The sequence below is a fragment of the Halomonas garicola genome, from assembly GCF_031935715.1.
GTDB classification, from domain to species: domain Bacteria; phylum Pseudomonadota; class Gammaproteobacteria; order Pseudomonadales; family Halomonadaceae; genus Vreelandella; species Vreelandella garicola.
Genome location: NZ_JASSZF010000025.1, coordinates 18681 through 45496, shown reverse-complemented (window position 1 = coordinate 45496; position 26816 = coordinate 18681). Strand labels below are relative to the sequence as shown.

General features: G+C 60.1%; 24 protein-coding genes. 9 read left to right on the top strand and 15 right to left on the bottom strand.

Going from position 1 to position 26816, the window contains the following annotated elements; genetic code table 11:
* Positions 1 to 183: 183 nt before the first annotated feature.
* The 11 genes from RS027_RS09965 to RS027_RS09915 form a co-directional block, all read right to left on the bottom strand.
* Complete coding sequence (locus RS027_RS09965) at positions 184 to 396, bottom strand: adenylyltransferase/cytidyltransferase family protein (RefSeq protein WP_311956502.1); 213 nt, start codon at positions 394 to 396, stop codon at positions 184 to 186.
* A gap of 159 nt (positions 397 to 555) precedes the next feature.
* Entirely contained in the window at positions 556 to 1950 is a 1395-nt protein-coding gene (locus RS027_RS09960; protein WP_311956501.1) for an undecaprenyl-phosphate glucose phosphotransferase, read from the bottom strand.
* Positions 1951 to 1980: 30 nt separating this feature from the next.
* Positions 1981 to 3393, bottom strand: a complete 1413-nt coding sequence (locus RS027_RS09955; RefSeq protein ID WP_311956500.1) for a mannose-1-phosphate guanylyltransferase/mannose-6-phosphate isomerase — start codon at positions 3391 to 3393, stop codon at positions 1981 to 1983.
* A gap of 3 nt (positions 3394 to 3396) precedes the next feature.
* Positions 3397 to 4518, bottom strand: a complete 1122-nt coding sequence (locus tag RS027_RS09950) for a glycosyltransferase family 4 protein (protein WP_311956499.1) — start codon at positions 4516 to 4518, stop codon at positions 3397 to 3399.
* Entirely contained in the window at positions 4515 to 5684 is a 1170-nt protein-coding gene (locus RS027_RS09945) for a glycosyltransferase (protein ID WP_311956498.1), read from the bottom strand. The genes RS027_RS09950 and RS027_RS09945 overlap by 4 nt, the downstream gene beginning before the upstream one ends.
* Positions 5681 to 7168 carry a murein biosynthesis integral membrane protein MurJ gene (gene murJ, locus RS027_RS09940; RefSeq protein WP_311956497.1) on the bottom strand — a complete coding sequence of 496 codons (1488 nt, stop codon included), beginning with the start codon at positions 7166 to 7168 and terminating at the stop codon, positions 5681 to 5683. The genes RS027_RS09945 and murJ overlap by 4 nt, the downstream gene beginning before the upstream one ends.
* A 70-nt stretch (positions 7169 to 7238) precedes the next feature.
* Positions 7239 to 8432, bottom strand: coding sequence for a glycosyltransferase family 4 protein (locus tag RS027_RS09935; protein WP_311956496.1), 1194 nt, complete (start codon positions 8430 to 8432; stop codon positions 7239 to 7241).
* Entirely contained in the window at positions 8429 to 9562 is a 1134-nt protein-coding gene (locus RS027_RS09930) for a glycosyltransferase (protein ID WP_311956495.1), read from the bottom strand. The genes RS027_RS09935 and RS027_RS09930 overlap by 4 nt, the downstream gene beginning before the upstream one ends.
* Positions 9559 to 10920: an O-antigen ligase family protein gene (locus RS027_RS09925; RefSeq protein ID WP_311956494.1), complete on the bottom strand. Its 1362-nt coding sequence runs from the start codon at positions 10918 to 10920 to the stop codon at positions 9559 to 9561. Before RS027_RS09925 ends, RS027_RS09930 begins: the two co-directional genes overlap by 4 nt.
* A 946-nt stretch (positions 10921 to 11866) precedes the next feature.
* Complete coding sequence (locus RS027_RS09920; protein ID WP_311956493.1) at positions 11867 to 12871, bottom strand: glycosyl transferase family 90; 1005 nt, start codon at positions 12869 to 12871, stop codon at positions 11867 to 11869.
* A gap of 11 nt (positions 12872 to 12882) precedes the next feature.
* Positions 12883 to 13974, bottom strand: coding sequence for a glycosyltransferase family 4 protein (locus RS027_RS09915; protein ID WP_311956492.1), 1092 nt, complete (start codon positions 13972 to 13974; stop codon positions 12883 to 12885).
* Between the two features lie 60 nt (positions 13975 to 14034).
* Here RS027_RS09915 and RS027_RS09910 point away from each other — a divergent pair, with 60 nt between their 5' ends.
* Genes RS027_RS09910 through RS027_RS09895 form a run of 4 tightly spaced genes read left to right on the top strand, consistent with a single transcriptional unit; the run spans position 14035 to position 17812 of the window.
* Positions 14035 to 14784: a glycosyltransferase family 2 protein gene (locus RS027_RS09910; RefSeq protein WP_311956491.1), complete on the top strand. Its 750-nt coding sequence runs from the start codon at positions 14035 to 14037 to the stop codon at positions 14782 to 14784.
* Between the two features lie 24 nt (positions 14785 to 14808).
* On the top strand, positions 14809 to 16089 hold the full coding sequence (locus RS027_RS09905) for an O-antigen ligase family protein (RefSeq protein ID WP_311956490.1): 1281 nt from the start codon (positions 14809 to 14811) through the stop codon (positions 16087 to 16089).
* Positions 16086 to 17207 carry a glycosyltransferase family 4 protein gene (locus tag RS027_RS09900; RefSeq protein WP_311956489.1) on the top strand — a complete coding sequence of 374 codons (1122 nt, stop codon included), beginning with the start codon at positions 16086 to 16088 and terminating at the stop codon, positions 17205 to 17207. Before RS027_RS09905 ends, RS027_RS09900 begins: the two co-directional genes overlap by 4 nt.
* Positions 17201 to 17812, top strand: a complete 612-nt coding sequence (locus RS027_RS09895) for a YrbL family protein (RefSeq protein WP_311956488.1) — start codon at positions 17201 to 17203, stop codon at positions 17810 to 17812. The genes RS027_RS09900 and RS027_RS09895 overlap by 7 nt, the downstream gene beginning before the upstream one ends.
* Here RS027_RS09895 and RS027_RS09890 read toward each other — a convergent pair.
* Entirely contained in the window at positions 17800 to 18555 is a 756-nt protein-coding gene (locus RS027_RS09890; RefSeq protein WP_311956487.1) for a 3-deoxy-D-manno-octulosonic acid kinase, read from the bottom strand. The genes RS027_RS09895 and RS027_RS09890 overlap by 13 nt on opposite strands.
* On the opposite strand from RS027_RS09890, the gene RS027_RS09885 reads away from it, so the two are divergent.
* Genes RS027_RS09885 through RS027_RS09870 form a run of 4 tightly spaced genes read left to right on the top strand, consistent with a single transcriptional unit; the run spans position 18554 to position 22591 of the window.
* Positions 18554 to 19642 carry a glycosyltransferase family 9 protein gene (locus tag RS027_RS09885; protein ID WP_311956486.1) on the top strand — a complete coding sequence of 363 codons (1089 nt, stop codon included), beginning with the start codon at positions 18554 to 18556 and terminating at the stop codon, positions 19640 to 19642. The two genes, RS027_RS09890 and RS027_RS09885, sit on opposite strands and share 2 nt — an antisense overlap.
* The gene (gene hldE / locus RS027_RS09880; RefSeq protein ID WP_311956485.1) at positions 19632 to 21062 is read left to right on the top strand and encodes a bifunctional D-glycero-beta-D-manno-heptose-7-phosphate kinase/D-glycero-beta-D-manno-heptose 1-phosphate adenylyltransferase HldE; all 1431 of its coding nucleotides are present in this window, start codon (positions 19632 to 19634) and stop codon (positions 21060 to 21062) included. Before RS027_RS09885 ends, hldE begins: the two co-directional genes overlap by 11 nt.
* A complete protein-coding gene (gene waaA / locus RS027_RS09875) occupies positions 21063 to 22385 on the top strand; it encodes a lipid IV(A) 3-deoxy-D-manno-octulosonic acid transferase (RefSeq protein ID WP_311956484.1) in 1323 nt (440 codons plus the stop codon).
* A gap of 5 nt (positions 22386 to 22390) precedes the next feature.
* Positions 22391 to 22591 carry a hypothetical protein gene (locus RS027_RS09870; RefSeq protein ID WP_311956483.1) on the top strand — a complete coding sequence of 67 codons (201 nt, stop codon included), beginning with the start codon at positions 22391 to 22393 and terminating at the stop codon, positions 22589 to 22591.
* 4 nt (positions 22592 to 22595) lie between these two features.
* Here the strand turns inward: RS027_RS09870 and rpiA are convergent, their stop codons facing one another.
* The 3 genes from rpiA to RS027_RS09855 form a co-directional block, all read right to left on the bottom strand.
* Complete coding sequence (gene rpiA, locus RS027_RS09865) at positions 22596 to 23270, bottom strand: ribose-5-phosphate isomerase RpiA (RefSeq protein WP_311956482.1); 675 nt, start codon at positions 23268 to 23270, stop codon at positions 22596 to 22598.
* Positions 23271 to 23346: 76 nt separating this feature from the next.
* The gene (locus tag RS027_RS09860; protein ID WP_311956481.1) at positions 23347 to 24006 is read right to left on the bottom strand and encodes a PQQ-dependent sugar dehydrogenase; all 660 of its coding nucleotides are present in this window, start codon (positions 24004 to 24006) and stop codon (positions 23347 to 23349) included.
* 56 nt (positions 24007 to 24062) lie between these two features.
* The gene (locus RS027_RS09855) at positions 24063 to 24941 is read right to left on the bottom strand and encodes an AEC family transporter (protein WP_311956480.1); all 879 of its coding nucleotides are present in this window, start codon (positions 24939 to 24941) and stop codon (positions 24063 to 24065) included.
* Positions 24942 to 25150: 209 nt separating this feature from the next.
* On the opposite strand from RS027_RS09855, the gene ilvA reads away from it, so the two are divergent.
* Positions 25151 to 26665 carry a threonine ammonia-lyase, biosynthetic gene (gene ilvA, locus RS027_RS09850; RefSeq protein ID WP_311956479.1) on the top strand — a complete coding sequence of 505 codons (1515 nt, stop codon included), beginning with the start codon at positions 25151 to 25153 and terminating at the stop codon, positions 26663 to 26665.
* Positions 26666 to 26816: the final 151 nt, after the last annotated feature.

The following is a 26816-nucleotide window of genomic DNA, read 5'->3' as shown; positions in this document are numbered from 1 at the left end:
GACATGGGTCAACGCCTGTCGGTCGGTTTCTGTCAGAGGAGAGATGAAGCGCCTTACCATGCTGCCGTCCTAAGCTGATATTATACCGACATTATGCATGAAAATATTTGCCTAGGCACTTAGTGCACCTGAATCCCGAACGGGACCCAGTACCACAGGCCGCAGGATTTTAAAGAGCCGAAGTCATTTTATATGGCAACTATGTTGACAGACTCCGACGATCTGGGCGCGCTGCTCGTAGGGAATTAGCGTTTTCTTCCCTTTATTGAGGTTAAACTCGTCCGTGGAAACGGCGACGACGACGCGGTCGGCCATCTCGCTCAGGCGGCGCAATAGTTGAAGATGCCCCACGTGGAACATGTCGAAGGTGCCGTAGGTGATGATTGTTTTGGTCATGGTCTCTTTTTTGGGAGTCGTTGAAGATAGTGTCAGTGTGATGCTGTTTTAGCGTGTTAGAAATGCAGTATTCGGGCCTTTGATGAATAGATCAAGAAGTTTCCCAGTGGTTAGCAAAGGAGGGCCGCTATAGGCAGTTTTATCATTGAAGATTCTGCACTAATAAGCATTTTTATTATTAAAGCCTTTGAAGACCGTCAAGAAGATGATACGCAAGTCCAGCCACAGGGACCAGTTGTCGATATACCACAGGTCACACTCGATACGCTTGGCAAGATCGGTATCACCTCGCCAACCATTGATTTGTGCCCAGCCCGTAATACCAGCCTTGACCATATGTTTTTGCATGTAACCGGGTATCTCATGTTTGAATTGATCGACGAAGACCGTGCGTTCCGGCCGCGGACCGACAATCGACATATCCCCCTTGAGCACATTGATGAACTGAGGCAGTTCGTCCAGACTGGTGCGACGGATGAAGGCGCCGAACCTGGTGGTGTTTTTCTTCTGCGCACCGCCCCACTGCACGCCATGCTTCTCGACATCCACCGGCATGGAGCGGAACTTGAGCATCTCGAAGGACCGACCGTTCCAGCCGACGCGTTCTTGCCGGTAGAAAACGGGGCCCCGAGAAGACAACTTAACTCCTATGGACACCACCGCCAGAATCGGGCTGATCAACAGCAGGATGATAGCCGCGATCAGCCGATCCTCACCGGCTTTGAGAAAGCGACTCCATCCCGTCATGGGACTGCAGCTCAAGTCCAGCAGGTAGAGATCGGCCACGTTCGAGACACTATGGTTGATCAGGCGAAAATCATGCATATCCGGCATGTAGCGCACATTACTGGTAGAGAGGCTCAGATTATTCTGAATCTCACGAACCGCCTTTCCTTCCGATACGGGAAGGCAGATCCAGACCTCTTCTTCTTCGTGCTCGATGGGAATTCCAGGAAAGTATTGCTGAGGGTCTCGGCCTTGGAGTTCATCTTGATCATCATCCCCGACCAGTAGAATGCGATTCACGTCGAAGCCGGCCGACGGTACGCGCGTCAGGTGGGTATAGGCAGTAGCGCAGGAGTGCGCATCACCGACTAACAGAACGCGACGCCGGTTCTTGCCGCGCGCGCGCAGATTATTCAGCACCGGATAGGCGATGGCGCGTACCAGGATAGACAGCAAAGCACCATTGAGCATCCAGCCAAATACCCACAACCGTGAAAAGTCGAGGCTTCTGCCACTAAAGAAGGCGACAACAGTAAGCCCCGCACCGATGACTAGGTAAGCAACAGCCAAGCGCACCATCAGCTCGGCACGCAGCCTACCTCGCCAAGACTGATAGAGACGAAAGCTGGGCAGGATAACCGACGCCAATACCACACCGATCGTCACTGCCCACACATAGCGCTCGGACATTCCCAAGGTGCCAAAGCGCATGATATGCGCCAACATAGCGGCTAGTACGACAATAAGCAGGTCGGCACTGCGCGTCAGGATATGAGTATAGCCTTGGAAGCCGCTGATCTGGCGCGTCCTGGTTGATATGCTTGACATCGAAAAACCCTTTACCCGATGAACCGCTGACTATTGTCGACCATACCAGTCCTCGAACCGCACGATGTCATCTTCGCCCAAATAAGAACCCGATTGAACCTCAATGAGTTCCAGAGGAATTACCCCGGGATTCTCCAAGGAGTGCGTTTTCCCGATAGGGATATAGGTCGATTGGTTTTCCGTCACCAGATAGCTCTTGTCGCCATTAGTCACCTTGGCGGTACCGCTGACAACGATCCAATGTTCGGCGCGGTGATGATGCATCTGCACGGAAAGCTTGGCGCCCGGCTTCACGGTGATACGCTTAACCTGATAACGGTGCCCCTGATCCACCGAGTCGTAGACTCCCCAGGGACGATAGACCTCACGATGATTGTGGTACTCACTGCGCTCCGCCTTCTTCAGCCTGGCGACAACTTGCTTGACGTCCTGCACCTTACCCTTGTGCGCCACCAGCACGGCATCCTTGGTTTCGACCACCACTAGGTCCTCGACCCCTAATGTTGCCACCAGGCGATGTTCAGCCTGTACCAGGGTATGGGACGTGGCCTCAGCGAGCACATCACCGCGCAGCACGTTGTCGTTGGCATCCTTGTCGCTCACCTCCCAGAGTGCTGACCAGGAGCCGATATCACTCCAGCCGGCATCCAGGCTGACCATGGCGGCACTCTCGGTTTTCTCCATCACAGCATAGTCGATGGAGTCTTCAGGGCAGGCCGCAAAGGCGTCCTTACCTACCCGCAGGAAATCTAGATCTCGCTTTCCTTCCTCCAATGCCTGCCGACAAGCCGTCAGTATCTCCGGGGTATGGCGCTGTAGTTCTTCCAGGTAGCGACTGGCCCGGAACAGGAACATGCCGCTGTTCCAGAAAAACTCCCTACTGGCCAAGTAGTCTTCGGCCGTTTCGTGGTCGGGCTTCTCGACGAAGCGCGATACCTCGAAGCCCTTCCCGCTCAGGTTGGCACCCCGCTGGATGTAACCGTACCCAGTCTCAGCCTGGGTCGGCACGATGCCAAAGGTCACTAGCCGACCCGCTTCCGCCAAGGGCAGCGCCGCATTGATTGCCTCGTGAAACGCTTCTACCCGCTGGATCAGGTGATCCGCCGCCAGCACCAGCAGCACTGGGTCCTCTTCCCGCTCCAGGGCATGCAGCGCGGCCAGGGCAATGGCCGGCGCCGTGTTACGCCCCACCGGTTCCAGCAAGATGGACGGGGCCTTGCCCAGTTGACGCAATTGCTCAGCCGCAAGGAAGCGATGCTCCTCGTTGCAAATCAGGATCGGGTCGGCATGCGGGATGCCGTCGAGGCGCTCCATGGTAGCCTGCAACATCGACCGATTGCCGGTCAGTGGCAGAAACTGCTTGGGATTGAGCTGACGCGAAAGCGGCCACAAGCGTGACCCCGTACCACCGGCCATGATCACCGGACAAAGCGGTTGTGACATGAGTTACTCCAAAGCACCAAAAAATTCCTGGCAATCCGACTCGACGAAGGCCTTGAAGCGCTCCTGAAACACTGCCGTCGAAAAGCGCTCGGCGTTTTGACGTATTCGCCAAGGCTCGAAAGTGAAATCACTCTCGAACCGACCGACCGCAGCCTGCAGCGAGGCTTCGTTCTGCTCGTCGAAGAATACACCCGTCTCACCTGCCACTACGGTCTCACGGGCCCCGCCCCTGCCGTACGCGATCACCGGCGTGCCGCAGGCCTGAGCCTCCACGGGGATGATGCCGAAATCTTCTTCGGCAGCGAACACAAACGCCCTGGCACGTGCCATATGGTCCTTAAGCACATCGAAGGGCTGATAGCCGAGCACCTGGATATTGGGGGTAGCCGCGGCCTTTACCTTCTCCATTTGCGGCCCATCACCGATCACTACTAGTTGCTTGTCGGGCATCCCGGCGAAGGCGCGGACGATCAGGTCCACCTTCTTGTAGGGCACCAGGCGTGAGGCCGTGACGAAGAAGTTCTCCTTGGTATCGACGACGTCGAAGTCTTCCACCGCCACGTTAGGGTAGATAGTCTTAGCCTCTCGACCATAGACCTTTTTGATGCGCCGGCCGATGTAATCGCTATTTGAAACGAAATAATCTACCCCGTTGGTGGTGCGCAGGTCCCAAAGCCGCATCTTGTGCAGAGACCAACGTGCCAGCCAGCTCTTGAGCCCCTTGGTAAGCCCCGCCTCTCGAAGGTACTGATGCTGCAGGTCCCAAGCATAGCGAATGGGCGAGTGACAATAACAGATATGCAGCTGATTGGGCCCGGTAATCACCCCCTTGGCCACTGCATGCGAGCTGGAGATCACCAGGTCATAGCCCGACACGTCCAGCTGCTCGATGGCCAACGGCATCAAGGGCAGATAACCCCGATGCTTCTTCTGGGCAAAAGGCAGCTTCTGGATGAAGGTGGTATGAGCCTTTCTGCCTTGAATGAAGCTCCGCTGATCGTCGGGCAGGAAGTCGACAACCGAAAATATATCGGCAGAGGGGTAGATGGCCAAGATTTGTTCAACAACGCGCTCAGCGCCTGCGTAGGTAATCAGCCAGTCATGGACAACAGCCACTTTCATCATGACGGCTCTCCCTCAATCAACCCCAGCATATGCTGTGTCCTTATCTGATAAGTATGCTCACGCGCTACATTCAGCCGTTCTTCCAAGGGGGGGATATCGCCAGATAGCGTCTTTTCGATGGCAGCAATGAAATCCTCAGGAGTTTTTGCAGTTTCTACTACATGTGAAAAATCACGAAGTGATTTAAGGTCTACACTTACCACGGGGCAACCTGCCGCCAGGTACTCAGGGAACTTCATTGGAAACATAGCGTCAGTATATTCATTAATGTGATTTGGTAAAATCGCCACATCAACCCCCTTCAAGTATGAAGGAAGACTTCTATATTTCCTTGGACCAAATAAATGCAGATTATCCAAATCATCAAGTAGAGTGCTGTCAGTCCAGGGATCTCCTTCTCCCACTTCTCCAATAAGCACAACAGACCAATCAGGATGCGCCTCTGCAACCTGGCGAATCAATTTAAAATCAACTTTATAGCCACTAAGTGCGCCTATAAAACCTATGCGTGGATGCGGTAACGCCTCCAAGTCGGCAGGGATGACGGTGTCAGAATCTAGGGCATCATTGAAATGATGGTAATCCGCCACATTAGGAAAAAAATGTGTGTTTTCATTCCAGTATTTTCTGGTCTCCGTCAACTTGGGGGAAGTCGTAAAAACAATATCAGATTGTTGAACGAGCTCTTTTTCGGCCGCCTCCAGCAATTCCACTGGCATACCCGGTTGAGCCTTAATTTCATCGACACAGTGATACACTCGATAAGAAAATTTAGCCAAGTCAAAGAATTCTGTCGTTAGAGGATTGTACGTCCACAACCAAGGCTGTTTAAACTTCAGGGCTAACGACCAAACCCATAACCCTGCTGATAGCAATGCCCGATTTAACCGTCGCACAACAGGGTGTTTATGCCACGGCAAGACAATGGGTGACCAGACCCATAAATTCTCTTTAACTTTTCGCGGTGCACGTGCGGCCTTGAACAATCGTCTGACGATACGCTTAAAGTCACGGGCACTAGCACTGGGGCGGCGTAGCCCAAGCGAATCAATATATAGCACTCGATACCCCATTCCTGCCAGCTCGACTGCCACATGTTGCTTGTTAGTCCAGAAAGGGTTATCCCAATCAGCGGTGGACAATAAAACGATATTATTCGAACTCACGCGGTTTTCCTCAATTTAGGTGCAACCACATCAACAACGGCTTTCCTTATGTGAGGGACTAAAACCACCCACAGCGTCCAATAGATCATAGCGACAGCGATAGCCATGCTTAATTCCCGCCAAACAGATTCGGGCCGGGGCAACACGTAATTGAGTAGCAAATAACCGATAGCAGCCACTGCCAATATCCAACCGCGCTCAAGCACATCTCGCCAAAGTCCTAACGCCGTCAAGGTACCACCTAGTAAAACTAACCCATAGGCGGCATTTCCAAGGCCAAGCGTTATCGCACCAAGGTGAGGATACAAAACTAGATTGCATGCAGCATTCGCTAACAATGCAACGGCCATGATTCGTAATACTGCCCCATTGCGACGCTGAGCATTCAGTGCCTTGATCAACACATAGCCAAGCACCTGTGCCCATAATCCAATAGCGATCCCAAGCAAAATATTTGCCGTCACATTCACCGAAGCCATATCAAATGCACCACGTGAGTAAGCAGCCTCAACCACGGTATATGAATTAACAATTAGAAAAGATGATACAGGTATTGAAATAAGCAACACAGGAAAAGACAGCTTACTTAACTGCTCATTCATCTCGTCATGAGACAACTCACTCCAACTCCCAAGACCAACAAATGCTAATGGAACTGAAACTAATAAAATGAGCGTTTCACTCACGAACTTAGCGTAATCTATGCTTGAAACAGCCGCCAAACCTAGCAAAGATGCTACTGAACGCTCAACGGCAATGTTCCCTTGCAACATAACAGGAAGAAACAATAATGGGAGAAGCGTCCGCCAAAAAGAAGAAAGCACTTCTTTGACTCGTGGCCAGACCCATTTTTCCGGCCAGCATAACAGCCCAGACCTCCACTCTCTCACAACCACCCAGGCGCTAAATGCCACATAGGAAGATGTGAACCCCCAAGCGAGGAAAACAGCATTTTTGAGAGAGAAAGCCAGGATAGCGCCAGCGATCAGTCCGATATTCTGTATCGAAGGGCGTGCTGCCATCGGCACAAAATCGTCATTGGCCATACCAAGAAAAATTAACAGCGCCGAAATTATATAGAAAGGCACACCGAAACTCATTATTCGCAGCATATCCGTAGCTAGGCCGGACGTACCTGCATCCAACCCCGGCGCTAGTAAACCTACCCATGGCTCAGCCAATAGCCAAAGGCCCACACTTAGTAAGGCACTTAGAGAACCAAATAGGATAGCCAGCGACCAGAATAGAGTTTGTGCACTTTCTTGGGATACTGCCTTCAACAACTTATATTGAGGAACAAACGCTGAATTCAGGCTATCGCTTGTGAAAAAATTGACTGGCACCAATGTCCCGACCTGAGCAACGCGATAAGAACCGATAGCCTGCCCAGTGCCGAATAAGGCTGCTGTCAACACCTCCCTCCCCAGCCCTAAAAACTTGGAGAAAAGGTTGCCACCGAAAAGCTGAATTACGGATTTTCGCACTCGACATCCTGAATATTATTTACGCATGAAATGGAGTAGTTGGCGGATTCAGACTCTAAGAACAATACGATCAAAGGGTGGATGGTGGCACTTCACGATTTATCGCCATCACCTTCAAATAATTTTCAGCAACATATCTAAGAGCATATTGGCTGGGCAAATTGCTTTCTGAAAAGCGCCAATCATTCCTGCTCAATTGAAAAAATACAGCCTCCTCAACAGCACTTGATACTGATGGCCTTACTTTATAAATATAGCTGCTTACCGGTAAGCTCAAATGGTCAGAAACCACACATGGCAGCCCGGTAGACAATGCTTCCATAACATTTAAAGTCACTCCAACCTCAATGCGTTCTGTAAGGAAGAGAAACACATCGGAAGCTTGTAAAAATTGCGCTAACTCGTTTCGTTTGATCGCTCCTAAAAAACGCACACTATGTATAATATCCAGATCATTTGCTAGCGTTTCTAGGCGTTCCCGTTCGGGACCGTCGCCAGCAATTAGATAAACGGCATCAGGAAATTTTCCAAGTATTTTTGCAAAGGATTTTAGTCCTTGAACTATTCCTTTCTGAGCATGCAGCCGGCTCGCAGAGATTATTACCGACGTAGAGCCTGATATCCCTAAGTACTCACGTACTTTGACTCTATTCTCCATTGAAGGATGGAAGATTGCGGTATCAATTCCATTTTTCATCAAGTGAACATGATTTTCAGGTAATGCCCAATTTACTGGCACTCTTCTCAAATCTTTGAAAACACGCTCACCAACAGCTATCACTGCATCGAACTTACGATACGCATGCATATCTTTAGGCAGCCATGCGATATTTTTGGCCGAGCCCAGCAAGCTACGTAAACGCTTGCTTCTCCATTTTGATATTACCTCGCCCCATGACGTACCATGAGCTTGCATAATAAAAGGCACGTCAGGCATATGCTTTTTAAGCGGCAAAATACCGAAAGCCGCGGCGCTTACGCTCAAGACAGCCAGTGTAGTATCCATGCAGTGAGCAGAAAAATAATGGCGTGATTCTCGCCACCAGGCACGCGAGTAACGTCCCGATGAAGCCTTGGCCAAAGGGACTACGTAAACGCCATCCTGCTCAAACTCCCCCCGTCGATCAGGTAGTGATGTCGTGATGACACGTACAGGATATTCCAGGCGTGCAAACTCAACGGCAAGATCCCAAGCCACAACCTCCATCCCACCAAGCCCATGATGGGGCAGGGAGCGTGCTAGAATAACGATTTCTTGCTTCACCCGACCACCCGATCATAAATAGCTTCAAGTTTTGAAGTTTGATGACGAATATCAAACCGAGATTCACAAAAGGCTCGAGCCTCTAACCCCATGGCCCTACGCCGACCTTGATCCGCCAGCAAGACATGGAGTCGCTCGGCTAGTGCTTCAGTATCCCGCTCAGCCACAAGGAAACCTGTCTTGCCATCAACAATGGCTTCGGGAATGCCGCTGTGCCAAGTTCCAACGACTGGTATGCCCAAGGATGCTGCTTCCAGTATTGCCATAGGCAAACCTTCTGTATCACCGCTTAGTGCAGTAACACTTGGGATTGCTAGTAGGGCCGCCTTGAGCATCGAAGACAACACCTCCGCGTGTGGGCGCGCGCCCATAAAGTGAACTTGGCTTTTCAGCCCAAAGGATTCAACAAGTTTTTCCAGCGATTCACGTAACGGCCCATCCCCGATAATAACCAGTTCCACATCAGGGAAATCATCTGATATCTTAACAAATGCCCGAATAAGATATTCTGTCCCTTTTTTCTCAACAAGGCGTGCAACATGCAATACGATCGGTTTTTCGCCTTCCGGGTCGCGTGGTTGGACCGATTGCGTATCGATTCCGATATGATGCACATGCGTCTGATCCTCGGGAAAACCAAGCTCAAGTACACGCTGCCGAATGAATTCAGAGACGCAGAGAAAAATATCGCCGTGACGTGCCAGTTGGTGCCGTCTAACCGCATAGTTCATCCACGATGGTGACCGCGAAGCCAGCAGGGACTTTGTAGATAGTGTTGCGTCAAACCCGTGGAAGGTGGTAACTAAAGGGATATCTAACCTTCGTGCCAGCGGCAGCGCATACACGCCTTCCACACCAAAATGCGCATGAATGAGTGCTGGGCGACGCTGGTCGAGTAGTCGAAGATAGGGGCGTGGATCGCGTGTCACGACTTGCCACAAGCGCCGTGAGATCCGGCGTTGCTCCGGCATGTCTGTCAACGCAAGCGATTTGGAACCAACTGGCGCTTCACCAAATCGCTTTCTTCCCAAGTATACCGGAGAAAACTGACGAAACTGTTCTGCCTGCTGAGTAATAAATGGCTCAGATACTTTGAACATTTGATGACGAAATATTGCCACTTCTCTCATGCGATTTTCCTAACTAAATTTTTATTGCTCATGCTGCAGGAAAAAGCAAGGAGTGTTGCCAATATCGGTATCATATGTATATCACCAACCAGGCCAAAGTTTGTGCCCATTCCATGGATAAAGGTCCACGCAAAAGCACCAAGCATTATCACTGCAATGCCAGAGCTTTGGGGTTGTCCTTTAAGTATTTGCTGAAGTCCTGAGATTGTTACAAATAACATGAAGGCAAAGCCAAAAAGAAGCGCCAAAATACCACCCTGCGACCACAGATAAATAAGCGTGTTATGAGGCGGAAAGCTATCTTTTATACCAACTGACTCTGCATAGCTTGAATATCCTTGCTGCCAGCCACCGAAGCCTTGTCCTAAAAATGGTTTTTCGAGGAAAGCCTCAGCACCGTAGCGCCAAACCAGCAAACGGATGCCTAGCGTTGATTCAGACTGTTGTAAAAAGTCTTCCTGCTCCGTCTGCTCCGTCTGCTCAGCGGTATTGTGTGTAATTAATTGAGGACCTATCAAGCCGAGAACTATAACTATCCCGACCATCAAAAACCCTTTTATAAGGAAGGGGGGGCGGGAAGACAAATGCCAGGCTATCGTGATCAAGACGATTGTCGCTAATACAGGAAACAGCAGCACTACTGCCTTTGATCCCGAGAAATAGGCAGCCACTATAAAGAAAGAAGACAACACATACATGCTGCGTTTTCTTTTGCAGACAGCAAGCATTGAACTCGCCATTGCCATGATCCACAAATAGGCGCCAGCCACATTTCCATTGGTAAAAAAACCTCCGGATTTTTCGGGATCTAAAACGTTATTTCTTCCTGTTGTGTATAGAGCTTCCAAAGTATTTGGGTTGATAAAAAGCTGTGCAAAATTGGAGTCCAGAAAAGTCGCTTCCAGTTCCGGACTAATACGAAACGCGATCACCACTCCGGCTTCAATTGCCGCGAAAAGCACAGTTAAGCTCAATAGCTGCCATGCCACACGCTCATCCTTTTCCAACTGTAGCACAACAGCAGAAAAAATTGCCAAAAATACCCAAAGATAGACTATCGAACGCACTCCCAAGCGTAGATCCGTGGACCACAATAGGCTTAAACCATAAGCCATTAAAACACCTAGCAGCATTAAAACAGGTGGCCAGCGGTAAAGAGAGCGCACGCCATGCAAAAATTCTGGCCACAAGGCAAGGCCACCTAGCAATGCCAAAGGCGGCATATAGCCATCTCCCCCCAAGCCTGGGATGTATATCTGAAATACCGATATAGGGATGGCTAAAAAAAGACGCCATTGCAGCTCAATAAAAAAAGCTGAAATAATAAAAATGACAGCAGGCAGCACGGCAAGGAGCAATGTCGATTCCTCTAAGTTAGGGTTATGCTTTTCAATAGCTTTTTACAAAAGGCATGAGAATATATTATAAATATACAGCAGAAATATCTGCTAGGTACTGCTTACTTTTCATCTATAACGTCCAGGCACGCTACCGCCCGGGATTACATTGGGCGTATTCCCTTACCCAGAAACCAATAGCGGTGCAGACCCTGGGAGCTGCATGTGGCTAAGCCATGCTTCCTGGGATCGTTTTTGGGGCTGCCCACGCGCAGCAAAGGCGTTTTGGCAGCCAGTCTATCGAAGCAGGCAAGGATACCGTGCCGGGCGGTGCCTCACAATGGCGCCCGCCCTTGCGGGGCATGGTTGCGGGGGCGCTGTTGGTAAACCCCGAGATAGCCGCGCTTCGCTCGCTATGACGTAGAGGGTGCGGTGGCCGCACTGGCAAAGCCCGAGATAGCCGCGCTTCGCTCGCCACGACACAAGAGGCCGCTTTCCATGGCAAGTATGGCGCTCACTGCCCACTATCGTCTTCGCGAGGAGCGTAAGCGACGAGGCGATCTTGTGCGGTACCGAGGCCACCCAACCCCGAGATTGCTTCACTGCGTTCGCAATGACGTAGTGGGTGTAGTGCTTCGCTCGCCACGACACAAGAGGCCGCTTTCCATGGCAGGTATGGCGCTCACTGCCCACTATCGTCTTCGCGAGGAGCGTAAGCGACGAGGCGATCTTGTGCGGTGCCGAGGCCGCCCAACCCCGAGATTGCTTCACTGCGTTCGCAATGACGTAGTGGGTGTAGTGCTTTGCTCGCTATGACACAAGAGGCCGCTCGCTATGACGTAGAGGGTTCAGTGGCCGCACTGGCAAACCCCGAGATAGCCGCGCTTCGCTCGCTATGACGTAGAGGGTGCGGTGGCCGCACTGGCAAAGCCCGAGATAGCCGCGCTTCGCTCGCCATGACACAGCGCTACTGTCGTCGCGAGGAGCGTAAGCGACGTGGCGATCTCGTGGGTGGGCATTGGGTATGCGCCAGGTAGCGCTCGAACACCAGCATGGCGATGAGCCTTTCCCGCTGGGGGTGGAAAAACTCGGCGATGTAGCGGTTGGCGTTGTCGACGATGGCTTTTGCTTCGTCGGGGTGGGCCAGGTAGTAGGCGATTTTTTCGCCCAAATCGGAGAAGTCGTCTTTCACTTCGACGTAGTGGTAGCCCGGGATCAGCGTGCCCTCCATGAACCAGGTCTCAAAAATCGGGCGCTTCATGAAGCACAGCGAGTTGGAGGCCATGATCCACTTCAGGTTGGTGGCGACGTCGTTGCCTTCGATGCTGAAGATGAATTTGTGCTCGAGCTGCTGCTCGATGGCCATGAACGACTTGCGGTAGGCGGCCGTTTCCGGCTTGTCGTCGGTGGCGCCGACGTCGCAGCGGGGCAGGTCGTGGCACTGGGCCAGAAAGCGCTGCCGGTGCGGCTGGTGGGCTGCCCCCCGCCATACCAGCGCGTCCTTCTTGTCATCGTAGGGCCGGGTGTCTTTCACCGTGTAGTAATGGCGCACGCTGTCGAGCTTGAGCAGTACGGAGTTGCGGTTATCGCCGTGAATGGGGCGGCTTTTGACGAAAGTAGGCTCGTCGGGCACGAAGGTCTTGTCGCCAAAGCGGTAGTGATAGGCCGCGCCCGGGGGGAAGTATTTCGCAATCTGGTAAAAATCCAGGTGATACGACGACTTTCTCGCGCGGAGGGCAAAGTCGCGGTTCTGGACGGCCTCGCTGGACAGGGTGACGGGCGCATCAAGCCGGTGGTAGTGCGTTACCCGCGCCATGATGGCTTCCTGCTCGGCGGCGGGGAGGGCGTCGAAGGCGGCCAGAAGCGCCCGGCGCCGGTGACGAAAAAAACGCCGAGGGGGCAGGGCGCCCAGCAGGCCGGCGAGGTAAAACTTCAGCTTGTGCGCCTGGTAGGCGCTTTTTCCGCTCATCATGGACGAAGCACCTACGTTTCTGACGGGCCCCGGGCCGTACGCGGCGGGGAAAGAGGAGCGTATAGCGCCAGGTAAGCGTTGGCCATGGCGTCGGGCGAATAGTCGGCCAGGCGTTGGGTGGCCCGGTTGGCCAGCGTCTGGCGCAGCGCCGGGTCCTGCAGCCGGGCCAGGCGGTCGGCCAGGGCTTCGTCGTCGCCGGGAGGAAACAGCAGCCCCGTTTCGCCGTCGCGGACGATATCCGGAATGCCGCCGACCTCGCTTGCCACCACGGGAACGCCGGCGTGCATGGCGTCGAGCAGCACCGAGCCCAGCCCCTCGTTGCGCGACGGGAAGGCAAAGACATCCAGCGCCGGCAGGTAGTCGCCGATGTTGGCCTTGAAACCGGCCCAGACGACGTTCTCCAGCCCGGCGCTTTCCTGCTTCAGCGCGGCCTCGTCTTCCCCGCGGCCGAAAAACACGAAGCGCATGTCCGGCTGGGTGCGCTGCAGCCGACGAGCGGCGTCGAGGAGCACGCGCTGCCCCTTGTGGCGGTCCACCAGGGCGCCGGCGTGGCCGACGAGAAACTGCCCGGGGTAGCGCGCGCGAAAGGCCCGGGCGACGTCGGGGTCCGGCGCCAACGGGGTATAGGCGCTGGGAATTTTCACCACCGGGTGCGGGCTTAGCGGCGCTACCTCGGCGGCGATGACCCGAGACAGCGCCACGCAGCGGTAAGCGCCCCGGTAAAAGGCCAGGTTACTGCGCTTGCGTTTGATCGGGGTGTCCACCCGTCGGGTAATCAGGTAGGGCGTTTTGTAGCGCCGGCGATGGAGCCAGGCCCAGTGCACCGCCTTGGCGTCGTGGGCGTGGACCAGGGTGGCGCGCCCGGCCCGGCGGTGGCCGGCCAGCTGGTGGCGGGCGCCGACAAAGCGCACGCCCGGGGTGGCGGCAAGCTCCGCGCGCAGGGGGGAGTCCGGCCGGCACACCAGCGTCTGGGACGCGACGGCGTCCTTGCCGGCGAGCGCCTGGATCAGCAGCACCGTTTGCCGCTCGCCGCCGCGAAACCCGCGGGCCAGGTTGGCGTGGATGATGTGCAAGGCCGCCTCGCTGAAGGTTAATGGGAGCATTTGTGGGAGTCACGGCGGCTATAGTAGCATCCGCTTTCTATCCTGACAGGACGGTCCGACATGCTGGCCAAGCTAAGCGCCGTGATCATTACGCGCAACGCGGCGGCGACCCTGGCGCGCACGCTGGACGCGCTCGACGGCGTTGACGAGGTGGTGGTGTACGACAACGGCTCCACCGACGCCACCCTCGATATCGCTCGGCGCTACGCCAACGTCTCGCTCCATCAGGGGGAGTTTCTCGGCTTTGGCCCGACCAAGCGCCACGCGGTGTCGCTGGCCCGCCACGACTGGGTGGTATCTCTGGACGCCGACGAGGCGCCGAGTGCTACCTGGCTTAACGCGCTCGCCGAGTGGCTGCCCGGGGCCGAGGCGCAGCAGGTGGTGGAAGTCCACCGGGAAAACTGGCTGCTGGGCCGGCCCGTGCGCCATGCCGGCTGGGGCAACGATTGGCTGGTGCGCGTGTTTCACCGCGACCGGCACAACTTCAACGACGCCATGGTGCACGAGTCGGTGGTGGTGCCCGCTACCGCGCAGGTGGTGCGTCTGGACGGCTGCCTCGAGCATCTGGCCGTTACCGAGCTTGGCCAGTTTCTGGACAAGATCAACCGCTATTCGGGAATTCGCGCGGGCTCGGATGCGCTACGGGTGTATCCCGTGGCGGTGATCGTACTCAAGGCGGCGTTTGCCTTCCTGCGGACCTACCTGCTGCGGCGTGGGTTTCTCGATGGCTGGCGCGGGCTGGTGATCGCCGTGGCCAACGCCAACGGTGTATTCTGGAAATACATGAAACGTCGCGTCCGCGATCTCTAACCGCGCTCTGGAAACCCCACACCGATGACTCACGCCGCTTTACCGTTCTCTGCCTCCGCTGACGCGTCGCGGCGCATGCTGACCGGCGCCGCCGTTTTCCTCTTCGCCGCGCTCTCCCTGGTGGTCCCCACGGGCTACTCGCTGGGCCCCCTGATCCTGCTGTTGGCAAGCGCAACGCTTGCGGTGCGGCGCCCGAGCCTTGGGCTGCAGCGCGACGACTATTGGCTGATGCTGGCGCTTTGCGCCTATACCGCCGTGGTGATGGCGGGGGCGCTGTGGCACGGCCAGGGCCTGAGCAGCGTGGACCGGCCGCTGCGCTTCTGGCTGGCGCTGCCGGTGCTGTTCTGGGTCATGGCCTACCCGCCAAGGCTTGGTGCGGTCTGGTCGGGGCTGGCGCTCGGCGCCATGGGGGCGGCCGGGTTTGCCCTTTACCAGCACGGCCAGGGCGCCTCCCGGGCGTACGGCTATATGCACCCTATTCAGTTTGGCAACATCAGCCTGCTGCTGGGGATATTTTGCCTGGCGGGGCTGGGCTGGGCATGGCAACAGCCACGCCGCCGCGCCTGGCTTGCGCTGCTGGGGCTGGGGGCGGCGAGCGGTATTCTGGCCTCGCTTTTATCCGGCAGCCGGGGCGGCTGGGTCGGCCTGCCGCTGGTGTTCTGGGTGCTGTACCGCGCCTACGGCCGGGGCACGCCGCTCAAAACCCGGCTGCTGGCGCTGGTGCTGGTGCTGGCCGCGGGGCTTGCGGCTTACGGCCTGCCGCAGACCGGGGTCCAGCAGCGCGTCGGCCAGGCGGTGGATGATATTGCCCTGTACGTCAGCGGCGAAAAGCGCGATACCTCGGTCGGCCTGCGCTTCGAGATGTGGCAGGGCGCCGCCCATCTGATAGCGGAAAAGCCGCTTGTGGGCTGGGGGGATCGCGGCTATCGGGAAGGCGTGACTGATCTGGCCAAGCGCGGCGTGGTTCACCCGAGAGTGGCTAACTACGGCCACGCGCACAACCAGTTTCTGGATACCCTGGCCAAACAGGGGGTGCCCGGCTTTGCGGCTCTGCTGCTACTGCTGCTGTTGCCCCTGCGGCTGTTCGGCGTCTATTTGCGCGATGACGATTTAACCGTGCGCGCGCTGGCCACCGCCGGCGCGCTGCTGTGCGTCGCCCACGTGGATTACGGCCTGACCCAGGCGGGCTTCAACCATAATAGCGGCGTCATGGTTTACGCGTTCTGGCTGGTGGTCTGGTGGGGGCTTCTGTCTGGCTATCGCCGCCGGCAGGACGCGGCCCCGGCTCGGGAGACGACTCAATGAAAATAGCGCTGGTCCACATGCGCCACGCCGCCTCGGGCGGCACCGAGCGCTTTCTCAACGAGCTGTCGCGCTACCTGGCCGAGCGCGGCGAGGACGTCACCATCGTCTGCCGCTCCCACGTGGCACCGTCGCATCCGGCCATCCGCTTTGTTCGCCTGCGCCCGTTCAGCGTGGGCAAGGCGCAGCGTATGTGGCGCTTTGCCCGGGCCGTGGAGCGCCACGTCAGGGCGGCCGACTACGACCTTGTCTACGGGCTGGGCAAAACCTGGACCCACGATCTGCTGCGCATCGGCGGCGGCACCGTTCACCACCACCTGGCCTCGAAGCCCGAACGCCAGCGGCGGCGCAAGGACCGGATAGCGGCGCGTATCGAGGCGAAGGCCATGGCGCCCGGTGCCTACTGCCATGTGGTATCGAACTCCCGGCAAAGCGACGAGGAAATCGCCGAGGCCTACGGCGTGCCGGAAAGCAGGCGCTCGGTGATCCACAACTTTGTCGATACCCGCCGCTTTGACCGCGCCCGGCTGGGCGATGACGCCCGGGCGCTTGCCCAGGAGCTGGCGCTTGATACGCATCGGCCGGTGTTTTTATTTTTGGGCACCGGCTACCAGCGCAAGGGCCTCGCGCCGACGCTTGAGGCCTTCGCCCGGCTCGACGCTGACGCCACCCTGCTGGTGGTCGGCCGCGACTCCCGCCAGGCGGAATACCAGGCCCGCGCCCGGCAGCTGGGCATTGCCGACAAATGCCGCTTTCTCGGCGAGCAGCCCTCGCCCGAGCGCTATTTCGCCCTGGCCGACTGCTACCTGCTGCCGGCGCACTACGAGCCGTTCGGCTTTACCGTGCTCGAGGCGCTGGCCTGCGGCACGCCGGTGATTACCACCCAAAGCTGCGGCGCCAAGGAGGTGGTTACCCCCGAGGTGGCAACGGTGATCGACCGGGCCGACAACCGCGAGGCGCTGGCCCAGGCCATGGCGTACTGGGCCGGGCGCAAGGGCGAGGCGGCGCTGCGCGAGCGCTGCCGGGCGCTGGCGCTGGCGCTGGACGTCGAGGAAATCATGGCGCAGAACTACCGCTGCCTGCTGGACGTGGCCCGGCAAAAGCAGGCGGGGCAATGTTGAGCAGGGGGCAGAAAACAAGGCTGAACACGGACGAATGGCGCGTTATCGGCCGGGGCGACGAGCGGATCTGCTATCAGCACCCGGACGACCCCGGCCGCTGCGTCAAGCTCAGCCGGCGGGAGAAGGCCAAGCAGACTCGACGCGAGCTGCGCTACTTTCGTCGCCTCAAGCGCCGGGGGGTGCCGTTTACGCTGATCCCCGAGTTCTTCGGCGCGGTGGAGGATGCCGAGATGATCGGCATTGAGCAGGAGCTGGTGCTCGACGATCGGGGCGAGCTGCCGCCCAACGCCGGGGAGTACCTGGCCGGGCCGCTGACGCCGGCGCAGATCCGCCGTTTCTGGGTCGGGCTGGACGCGCTCAGGGCCTATCTGCTGGCCTATAACGTCATCCCCTGCGACCTGGTGATGAGCAATCTGCTGGTGCTCGAGCGGGCGGACGCCACCACGGTCATGCTGATCGACGGGCTGGGGGCGTCCGAGCTTGTGCCGCTGGCGGAATACATCCCCTGGCTGGGGCGGCGCAAGATACGGCGCAAATGGGCCAGGTTCATGAGAAAGACGGTCATGCCGCGCTTTGAGGCCACCCAGGGGCGTCAGCCGGCGTAGCCGGCGGCAATATGCTCGCCGGCGCGCAGGGCTTCTTCCGGGGCGGCGAACTTGCCCAGCGAGCGCGTAAGTCGGGCAAGGTTGGTGTGTTGCCACTTGCCCGGGGCGCGCAGCCGGCAGCGGTCAAGGTCGATCAGCCAGGGCGTGTCGTCGGGATCGATCAGGATATTGCGCGCGTTGAGGTCGACGTGGTCGAGCCCCGCGTCGTGAAAGCGGCGGATCATGGCGCCGACGCCCTGGAGGAGCGCAGGGCCCGCAGTGCCGTGTTCCAGCCGTGCGGCCAGGGCAGCGGCGCCGGGGATGCGCCGGGTGATCAGCGCGGCCTCGTAGGCAAGCCCGTGGCGGGTGACGCAGGCAGCCACCGGGCGGGGGACCGGCAGGCCCTGATTGAACAGCCGGGCGGTCAGGCGCATTTCGCGAAAGGCCCGGGTGCGCTCGGCGCCGGTCCACAGATAGCGGGCCTCGCTCAGCCGGGCGACCATGCCGCCGCGGCGGTAGGGGCGCAGTACCCATTGCTCGTTGCTCCCTTCTTCGGGGCTGATGAACAGGCTGCTGCCGCGGCCCGGGGCCTCGCCGGTCACCAGCCCGCGCGCGCGCCAGACGTCCGGCGAGAAATCGTCCGGGGCGAAGGGGGCAGAGGAAGACGGCTGACGCTGCTTTTGGCGCAACCCCGGCGCGTCACATAAACTGTCCGCATCGTGTAGTATCAAACTCTTTTTCTGCCGGAGTGTTGCTAAGCGCATGAAGCCCCCTTTGCCTGCCAATCCCCGCCATATTGCCGTGCTACGCCTTTCCGCGCTGGGCGACGCCTGTAACCTTGTGCCGACGATTCGCGCGCTGCAGCGCCATTTTCCTGAGGCGCGCATTACCTGGATCATCGGCAAGGGCGAGCACAGCTTACTGGCGGGGCTTTCCGGCGTCGAGTTCGTGGTTTACGACAAGGCCAGCGGCCTTGCCGGCATGCGCAAGCTATGGCGCGAACTGGCCGACACCCGCTTTGACGTGCTGCTGCACATGCAGCAGGCCCTGCGCGCCAGCGTGCTCTCGCTGGGGCTCAAGGTGGATGCCCGGCTGGGCTTTGACAAGGCCCGGGCCAAGGACTGCCAGCACTGGTTTACCGGCTACCAGCTCGCCCCCCACCCCCGGGCCCACGTGCTCGAGTCGTTCATGGACTTTGCCCGGGCGCTGGGCGTGGAAGACGACCGTCCGGAATGGCACCTGCCGGTGCCGCCGGGGGCCTACGAGGAGGCGCGCCAGCTTAGCGGCGAGGCGCCGTATCTGGTCATCAACCCGTGCAGCAATGTGCGGCTGCGCAATTTTCGCAACTGGTCGGTGGAGGGCTACGCAAGCGTCATCGAGCACGCCTGGGTGCAGCACGGGCTGAAAAGCGTGCTGACCGGTGGCCCCTCGGCGCTCGAGAACGAAACGGCCGGGCAGATACAGGCGCTGTGCCAGCCGGCCAGCGTGATCAACGCCGTGGGCGCCACCTCGCTCAAGGGCCTGCTGGCGCTGATCGATGGGGCGCGTGCGGCCATCGCCCCGGATACCGGCCCGGTGCATATGGCCAACGCCCTGAGCACGCCAACGCTTGGGCTTTACGCCACGACCAATCCGGACCGGGCGGCGCCCTATCTGTGGCGTGAATTCGTGGTGAACGCCTACCCCCGGGCGCTGCGCACCTACCTGAACAAGGGTGTCGACGACGTGGCCTGGGGCCAAAGGGTGCGCCACGCCGACGCCATGGGGCTGATCCAGGCCGATGAGGTTATCGCCCGGCTCGACGCGCTGCTCGAAGACACCGCTGCTCAAGGAACCCTCGATGAACATTGACCTTTCTGCCCTGGAGCGCGCCCGGGTGCTCGTCGCCGGCGACGCCATGCTCGACCGCTACTGGCACGGCGCTACCTCGCGGATTTCTCCCGAGGCGCCGGTGCCCGTGGTGCGGGTGGAAGACGCCGACGACCGCCCCGGCGGTGCCGCCAACGTCGCGCTTAACGTAGCCGCGCTGGGCGCCAGTGCGGCCCTGGCCGGGGTGGTAGGCGACGACGACAACGCCCGGCTGCTCGCCGGCCAGCTTTCGACTGCCGAAGTGAGCACCCACTTTCAGCACAGCGCCTTTGTGCCGACGATCACCAAGCTGCGGATAATGAGCCGCAACCAGCAGTTGCTGCGCCTGGACTTTGAGCAGCGCCTGGATAACGTCGATACCGCCGAGCTGGTGGCTCGGGTGGAAGCCGCCCTGGAAGGGCACGACGTGCTGGTGCTGTCCGACTACGGCAAGGGCACGCTCAACCGCGTGGGCGAGCTGATCGGCATCGCGCGCCGGGCGGGCAAGCGCGTGCTGGTGGACCCCAAGGGTACCGATTTCAGCAAATACCGCGGCGCCAGCCTGATCACCCCCAACCTCGGCGAGTTCGAGGCCATCGTCGGCCGCTGCGACACCGACGCCGAGCTCGCCGCCCGGGGCGAGGCGCTGCGCGCCGAGCTGGAGCTCGAGGCGCTGCTCATTACCCGCAGCGAAAAGGGCATGACGCTGATCCGCGAAGGCGAGTCGCCTTTGCACCTGCCCACCCGCGCCCGGGAGGTGTTCGACGTCACCGGCGCCGGCGATACCGTCATCGGCATGATGGGGCTTTCGCTTGCCGCCGGGCACGGCTTTGCCGAGGCGATGACCCTGGCCAACCTGGCCGCCGGCCTGGTGGTGGCCAAGCCCGGCACTGCGACGCTCTCGCTTGGCGAGCTGTACACCGCGCTGCACGGCGATGCCCTGGGCGAGTTTGGCGTGGTGGGGCAGAGTGCGCTGGTCAACGCCGTGCGCGCCGCCCAGGCCCGGGGCGAGCGCGTGGTGATGACCAACGGCTGCTTCGATATTCTCCACGCCGGCCACGTGGCCTACCTGGAGCAGGCGCGCACGCTGGGCGACCGGCTGGTGGTCGCGGTCAACGACGACGCTTCCATCGCCCGGCTGAAAGGCGACGACCGCCCGATCAACCCGCTCAGGCGGCGCATGCAGGTGCTCGCCGGGCTGGGCGCGGTGGACTGGGTCGCGCCCTTTGCCGACGACACCCCCCAGGCGCTGATTGAAACCGTGCTTCCCGACGTGCTGGTCAAGGGCGGCGACTACCGCCCCGAGGACATCGTCGGCGGCGAGGCCGTTCGCGCCCACGGCGGCGAGGTCAAGGTGCTGGGGTTTGAGGACGGGGTGTCGACCTCGGCGATGATTGCCGCCATCCGCGGCCGCGGGCGTTAAATGGCACCCTGGCCGCGCCTCGTCTACTGCGCCGCACTCTATGCGCTTTCCCCGCTGATCATCGCTCGGGTGTGGCGCGAGCAAGTGCCCACCTGCGTTACTACCGGCCCGCGCCGCCAGCGGCTGGGGCTGGGTGCCGAAGTCCACGAGCCTGCGCTGTGGCTGCACTGCGCATCAATGGGCGAGGTGCGCGCCGCTCGCCCGCTGATCGAGGCCCTGCTCGGGCGCTATCCCGGCCACCGGCTGCTGGTGACGACCATGACGGCCACCGGCGCCGAGCAGGTGCAAGCGCTTGCTAACCGGCTGGCCGCCGAGCCGGCGGCGCGGCTCGAGCACCGCTTTGTGCCGCTGGACTGGCCGGGCAGCGCCCGGCGCTTTGTGACCCGGGTGCGCCCGGTGCTCGCGGTGATGTTCGAAACCGAGCTGTGGCCCAACCTGCTGCACGCCTGCCGCCGCGCCGGCGTGCCGGTGGCGGTGGTCAACGGCCGGCTCTCGCCGCGCGCCTTTGCCCGCTACCGGCGTATCAAACCGCTGATGCGCCAGGCGCTGGGTAACGTCGCTTGGCTGGCGGCCAAGTCCGCCGCCGACGCCGAACGCTTTGCCGCGCTGGGCATGGCGCCCGAACGCACCGACGTCGTCGGCTCGCTCAAGTTCGAAGTAGCCCCTGAGAAACAGACTCTTGAGGTAGGTGAGCGCTTACGCACCGAGCTCGAAAAAGATGGCGGCGAGCGGCCGATATGGGTGGCCGGCTCCACCCGGGACGGCGAGGAAGCCGCGCTGCTGGAAGCGCACAAAACCCTGCGCACGCGCTACCCCGACGCGCTGCTGGTGCTGGTGCCCCGCCACCCCCAGCGCTTCGACGCCGTGGCCGACGACTGCCGCGCCGGCGGCTTTGCGCTAGCTCGGCGCAGCCGGGGCGAATCGGTCACCCGGGAGACGGCGGTGTACCTGGGCGATACCCTGGGCGAGCTCGGCGCGCTCTACGCCGCCGGCGACCTGGCCTTTGTCGGCGGCAGCCTGGTGCCATTGGGCGGGCAGAACGTGGTCGAGCCGGCAAGCCTCGGGCGGCCGGTGCTCACCGGCCCCTCGCTTGACAACTTCGATGACGTGGCCGAGCCGCTGAAAGCCGCCGGGGCGCTGGCCACCGTGGCCGACGCTGACGCCCTGGCGGAAGCGCTGGTTGGTGCGTTTGATGACCCGCCCAGGACCCGGGCAAGAGGTCGCGCCGGCAAGGCCGTGGTAGCCGAGCAGCGCGGGGCGCTGGAGCGCACGCTCGACGGCCTTGGCCGGCTGCTGACTCCCATCCATCAAAGGGGAGGTTAGTTGCCATGACGCCCAAGGCGGTGGAAGGCCGTATCAAGCGTGCCGCCGTGGCGGCCAAGGCGGGGACGGGGCCGGAGTTCAGCGCCGCCTTGCAAGTGGCAAGCGACGCGCTGGACGCGTTGAAGGAAGAGTATCCCGGGCACCCGAAAGTTGGCCTGTATGCCAGCCGCATCGCCAACCTGAGGAAGCTGGAAAGCTCCACCTGAGCCTTTAACTCCGCGCCGTACGCTCAACGCCGGTGCCCTTGCCCAGAAGCAGCACGTCGGCGCCCCGGGCGGCGAAGAGGCCGTTGGTGACCACGCCTGCGATGGCGTTGAGCCGGGCTTCCATTTCGATTGGGTCGTCGATCATGAAGTCGTAGCAGTCGATGATCTGGTTGCCGTTATCCGTGGTGACGCCCTGGCGGTAGACCGGCTCGGCGCCCAGTTTGACCAGCTCCCGGCCGACGTGGGAGCGCGCCATGGGGATGACCTCGACGGGCAGCGGAAAGTCTCCCAGCTGGGCGACGTACTTGGACGCGTCGGCGATGCAGATAAAGCGCGTGGCGCAGGCGGCGACGATTTTTTCCCGGGTAAGGGCCGCGCCGCCGCCCTTGATCATCTGCAGGTGAGCGTTCACTTCGTCGGCGCCGTCGATGTAGAACGGCAGGGTGCCGGCGCTGTTGAGATCCAGCACATCGATGCCCAGCGCTTTCAAGCGTTCGGCGCTGGCCTCGGAGCTTGCCACCGCGCCCTGAAAGCTGTCGCGCAGCGGCCGGAGCCGGTCGATGAAAAGGTTGACGGTGGAGCCGGTACCGATGCCAAGCACGGTGTTCTTGTCCAGCCAGGGTTCGATTTCCTTGATGGCGGCGTCGGCCACGGCGGCCTTGAGTGCGTCCTGGGTCATAAAGCCTCTGGGTCGAAAAATCATCGGATGTGAAGCGCACAGTATAGCGCCGCGATGCCGCGCTGCCGATATGGGCTTATGGCTGAAGCGCCGGCGTCAGTCGGTAGAGTGCTCCATCGGCGGCGTCCTTAAGCAGATAGATGGCGCCGGCGGGACCCTGACGGACGTCCCGGATGCGTCCGATCTCGCCCTCCAGCACCATTTCATGTTCCACCACGTCATCACCTTCCAGGGCCAAGCGGACCAGGCGCTCGCTGGCCAGGCCGCCGGCCAGAAAGTGACCCTGCCAGGCGGAGAAGGTGTCGCCGGTGACCTCGGCCAGCCCCGAGGGGGCGAAGCGCCCGTCGAAGTCATGCAGCGGATCACGCATGCCCGGCGCGCTGTCACGACCGATGGGCTGATTGGTGGCGTAGTCGTTGCCGCGGCTGACCACCGGCCAGCCATAGTTGTCGCCGCCATCCTGGCCGCGGGTGCTCACCTCGGGAACGCCGTCCAGGCGGGTAATCTGCCCCGTCTGGTCGATGCGTGCCAGGTGTCCCGGGCGCTCGCTGACCAGCAGGTCGCCGCCGGGCAGAAAGACCAGCGACCAGGGGTGCTCGAGGCCCGAGGCGATGCGTTCCAGACGCAGGGTGTGATGATCGCTCTCCAGGCGCTCGATCAGGGTCTCGGCTGCCTGGGCCTGAGCGCCGAGGGTCAGGCCGCTCAGCAACAGGGTGATGGTTAGCCTGCGTAGCATAGTCAGCCTGCGTCGCATGGTGGGCATATCGTGTCTCCTCCAGATGCTGGGTGGGCCTACATCAGCCAGGCCAGCAGCAGCGGCAGATAGAGAAGCGAGAGCAGGGTCGAGCAGAACACCAGGCTGGCGACATACTCCGGCTCGCGGCGTGCCTTCTGGGCGAACAGGTAGTTGAACACCGCCACCGGCATGCTCATTTGCAGCACCACAATGCTGTGGGCCAGCGGCGGTAAGCCGAGCAGGGCGCCGATGCTCCAGGCCAGCGCCGCAGCCACCGGGATGCGCAGCAGGCTGAAGCCGATGCCGGATCGCAGGCTTTTGACCTGAATGCTGGCCAGCGACACGCCCAGGGTGATCAGCATCAGCGGCACGGTAAACCCCGAGATCAGCTCGACGCTATTGGCGAGCCACAAGGGCAGGGCGGTGTCGGTAAGCAGCAGGACCAGCGACAGCAGGATGGCGTAGACGGTTGGCGTGCGCACCAGGGTGCGCAGCGGGTTGCCGCCGTTGCTGGCCATCACCGAGCCCAGGGTGAACTGGAACAGCGAGACGGTGACCATCACCGTGATGCCGTAGGCGAAGCCGGCGCTGCCGAAGGCATAGAGCACCACCGGCAGGCCCATGTTGCCGGTGTTGGGGTACATGGCCGGCGCCAGCAGCACCCGCCAGTCCTGGCGCAGCAGGCGTGCCAGCGGCCAGGTCATCGCCGCCATGGTGCAGATCACCAGCGCCGTGGCGAGCATGGTGCGGCCAAAGCTGCCGGCCTCGATCTCGGCGCTGGAAAGCGAGGCGATGACCAGCGCCGGCGTCCCGATATTGAAGACCAGGCGGGTGACGAACTCGACCGGATAGGGCTGCCCCAGGCGCACCCAGAAAAAGCCCAGACCCGCCCCGGCGAGTACCGGGGCCATCACCGCGAAGAGTTCGGCAAGCATGCAGGCGCCTCAGGAGAAAAGGAGAACCCGTTATTGTCCTGGATTAGCGCAATGCCTGGCAAGGCGCTCGTGGCTCCACGCTTATACCAATGTCTGGACGCGCCGGGTGTCGATCTGCTAACAATAGCGGGTTGCCTGCTTTTTGTACGACAAGCGAGTCATCCTCTTTTCATCCGCCGGCGTGCGGCCCTTTCCCGTGAGATACCAGAATGCTCGAAGCTACCGTGAAGAAGATCCTCCAGGCCCGTGTTTACGACGCCGCCTGCGAGACCCCGATTTCCCCCGCCCCGTTTCTTTCACGCCGCTTCAACAACACCATTCTGATTAAGCGGGAAGATCTGCAGCCGGTGTATTCCTTCAAGATTCGCGGCGCCTACAACAAGATGGCGCAGCTTGACGACGAGCAGAAGGCCAAGGGCGTGATCGCCGCCTCGGCGGGTAACCATGCCCAGGGGTTGGCCATGGCGGCGAAGCAAATGGGCGTGAAGGCGACCATTGTGATGCCGCGCATCACCCCGGAAATCAAGGTCGCCGCGGTGCGCGCCCGGGGTGCCAGGGTAGTGCTCAGGGGCGACGCCTTCAGCGAAGCAGCGGAGCACGCCCAGACGCTGGTGGAGGAGCACGGCTACACCTATATTCCCCCCTTCGACGACATCGACGTCATCGCCGGCCAGGGCACCGTGGCGGTGGAAATGCTGCGCCAGCACAGCGGGCCGCTGGACGCGATCTTTGTGCCCGTGGGCGGCGGCGGGCTGATCGCCGGCGTGGCGGCCTACGTCAAGTACCTGCGCCCGGACATCAAGGTGATCGGCGTGGAGTCCGAAGACAGCGCCAGCCTCAAGGCGGCGCTCGCCGCCGGCGAGCGGGTGACGCTGGACCAGGTCGGCGTATTTGCCGAGGGCGTGGCCGTGGCGTGCACCGGCGAAGTGCCGTTCAAGCTGATGCAGGGGCTGGTGGACGAGGTGATTACCGTCACCGCCGATGAAATGTGCGCCGCGGTGAAGGATATCTTCGAGGATACCCGGGCAGTCTCCGAAACCTCCGGGGCGCTGTCGCTTGCCGGGCTGAAAAAGTATATCCAGCAGACCGGCGCCGAGGGCGAGACGCTGATGTGCATCAACTCCGGCGCCAACACCAACTTTGACCGCCTCCAGCACATCGCCGAGCGCACTTCTCTTGGCGAGCAGCGCGAGGCCATCCTGGCGGTGACCATTGCCGAAAAGCCCGGCAGCTTCAAGAAGTTCTGCCGCACCCTGGGCAAGCGCATGGTGACCGAGTTCAGCTACCGCTACGCCGACGACAGCAACGCGCACATCTTTGTCGGCGTGCAGGTCAAGCCCGGCGGCGGCGACCGCCAGGCGGTGATCGACAAGCTGCGGGAGGCCGGCTACCAGGTAGAGGACCTGACCGACAACGAGCTGGCCAAGGTGCATATCCGCCATCTGAGCGGCGGGCGCCCCAGCGCCAACGTGGCCGAGGCGCTGTATCGCTTTGAGTTTCCCGAACGCCCGGGTGCGCTGATGAACTTCCTGACCCAGCTGCCCCACGACTGGAACATTTCGCTGTTCCACTACCGAAACCACGGCGCCGCCTACGGCCGGGTGCTGGTGGGCATCCAGGTGCCCAACGGCGACAGCGACCACGTGGAAGAGCACCTGGATGCCATCGGCTATCGCTACTGGGAGGAAAGCGATAATCCGGCTTACCGGCTGTTCATGGCCTGAGCGGCTTTGCTCCTTTTGTCGGAAACGGGGCGGGGGAAGGCCGCCTGCCCTGTTGTCAAGGGACGGCGTCGCGCCTTATAGTCTCGAGTTGATAATGAAAAGCGTCACTAAAAACGCTGATGCGGCGTTTTTAGTTCCCGACGCTGTACCG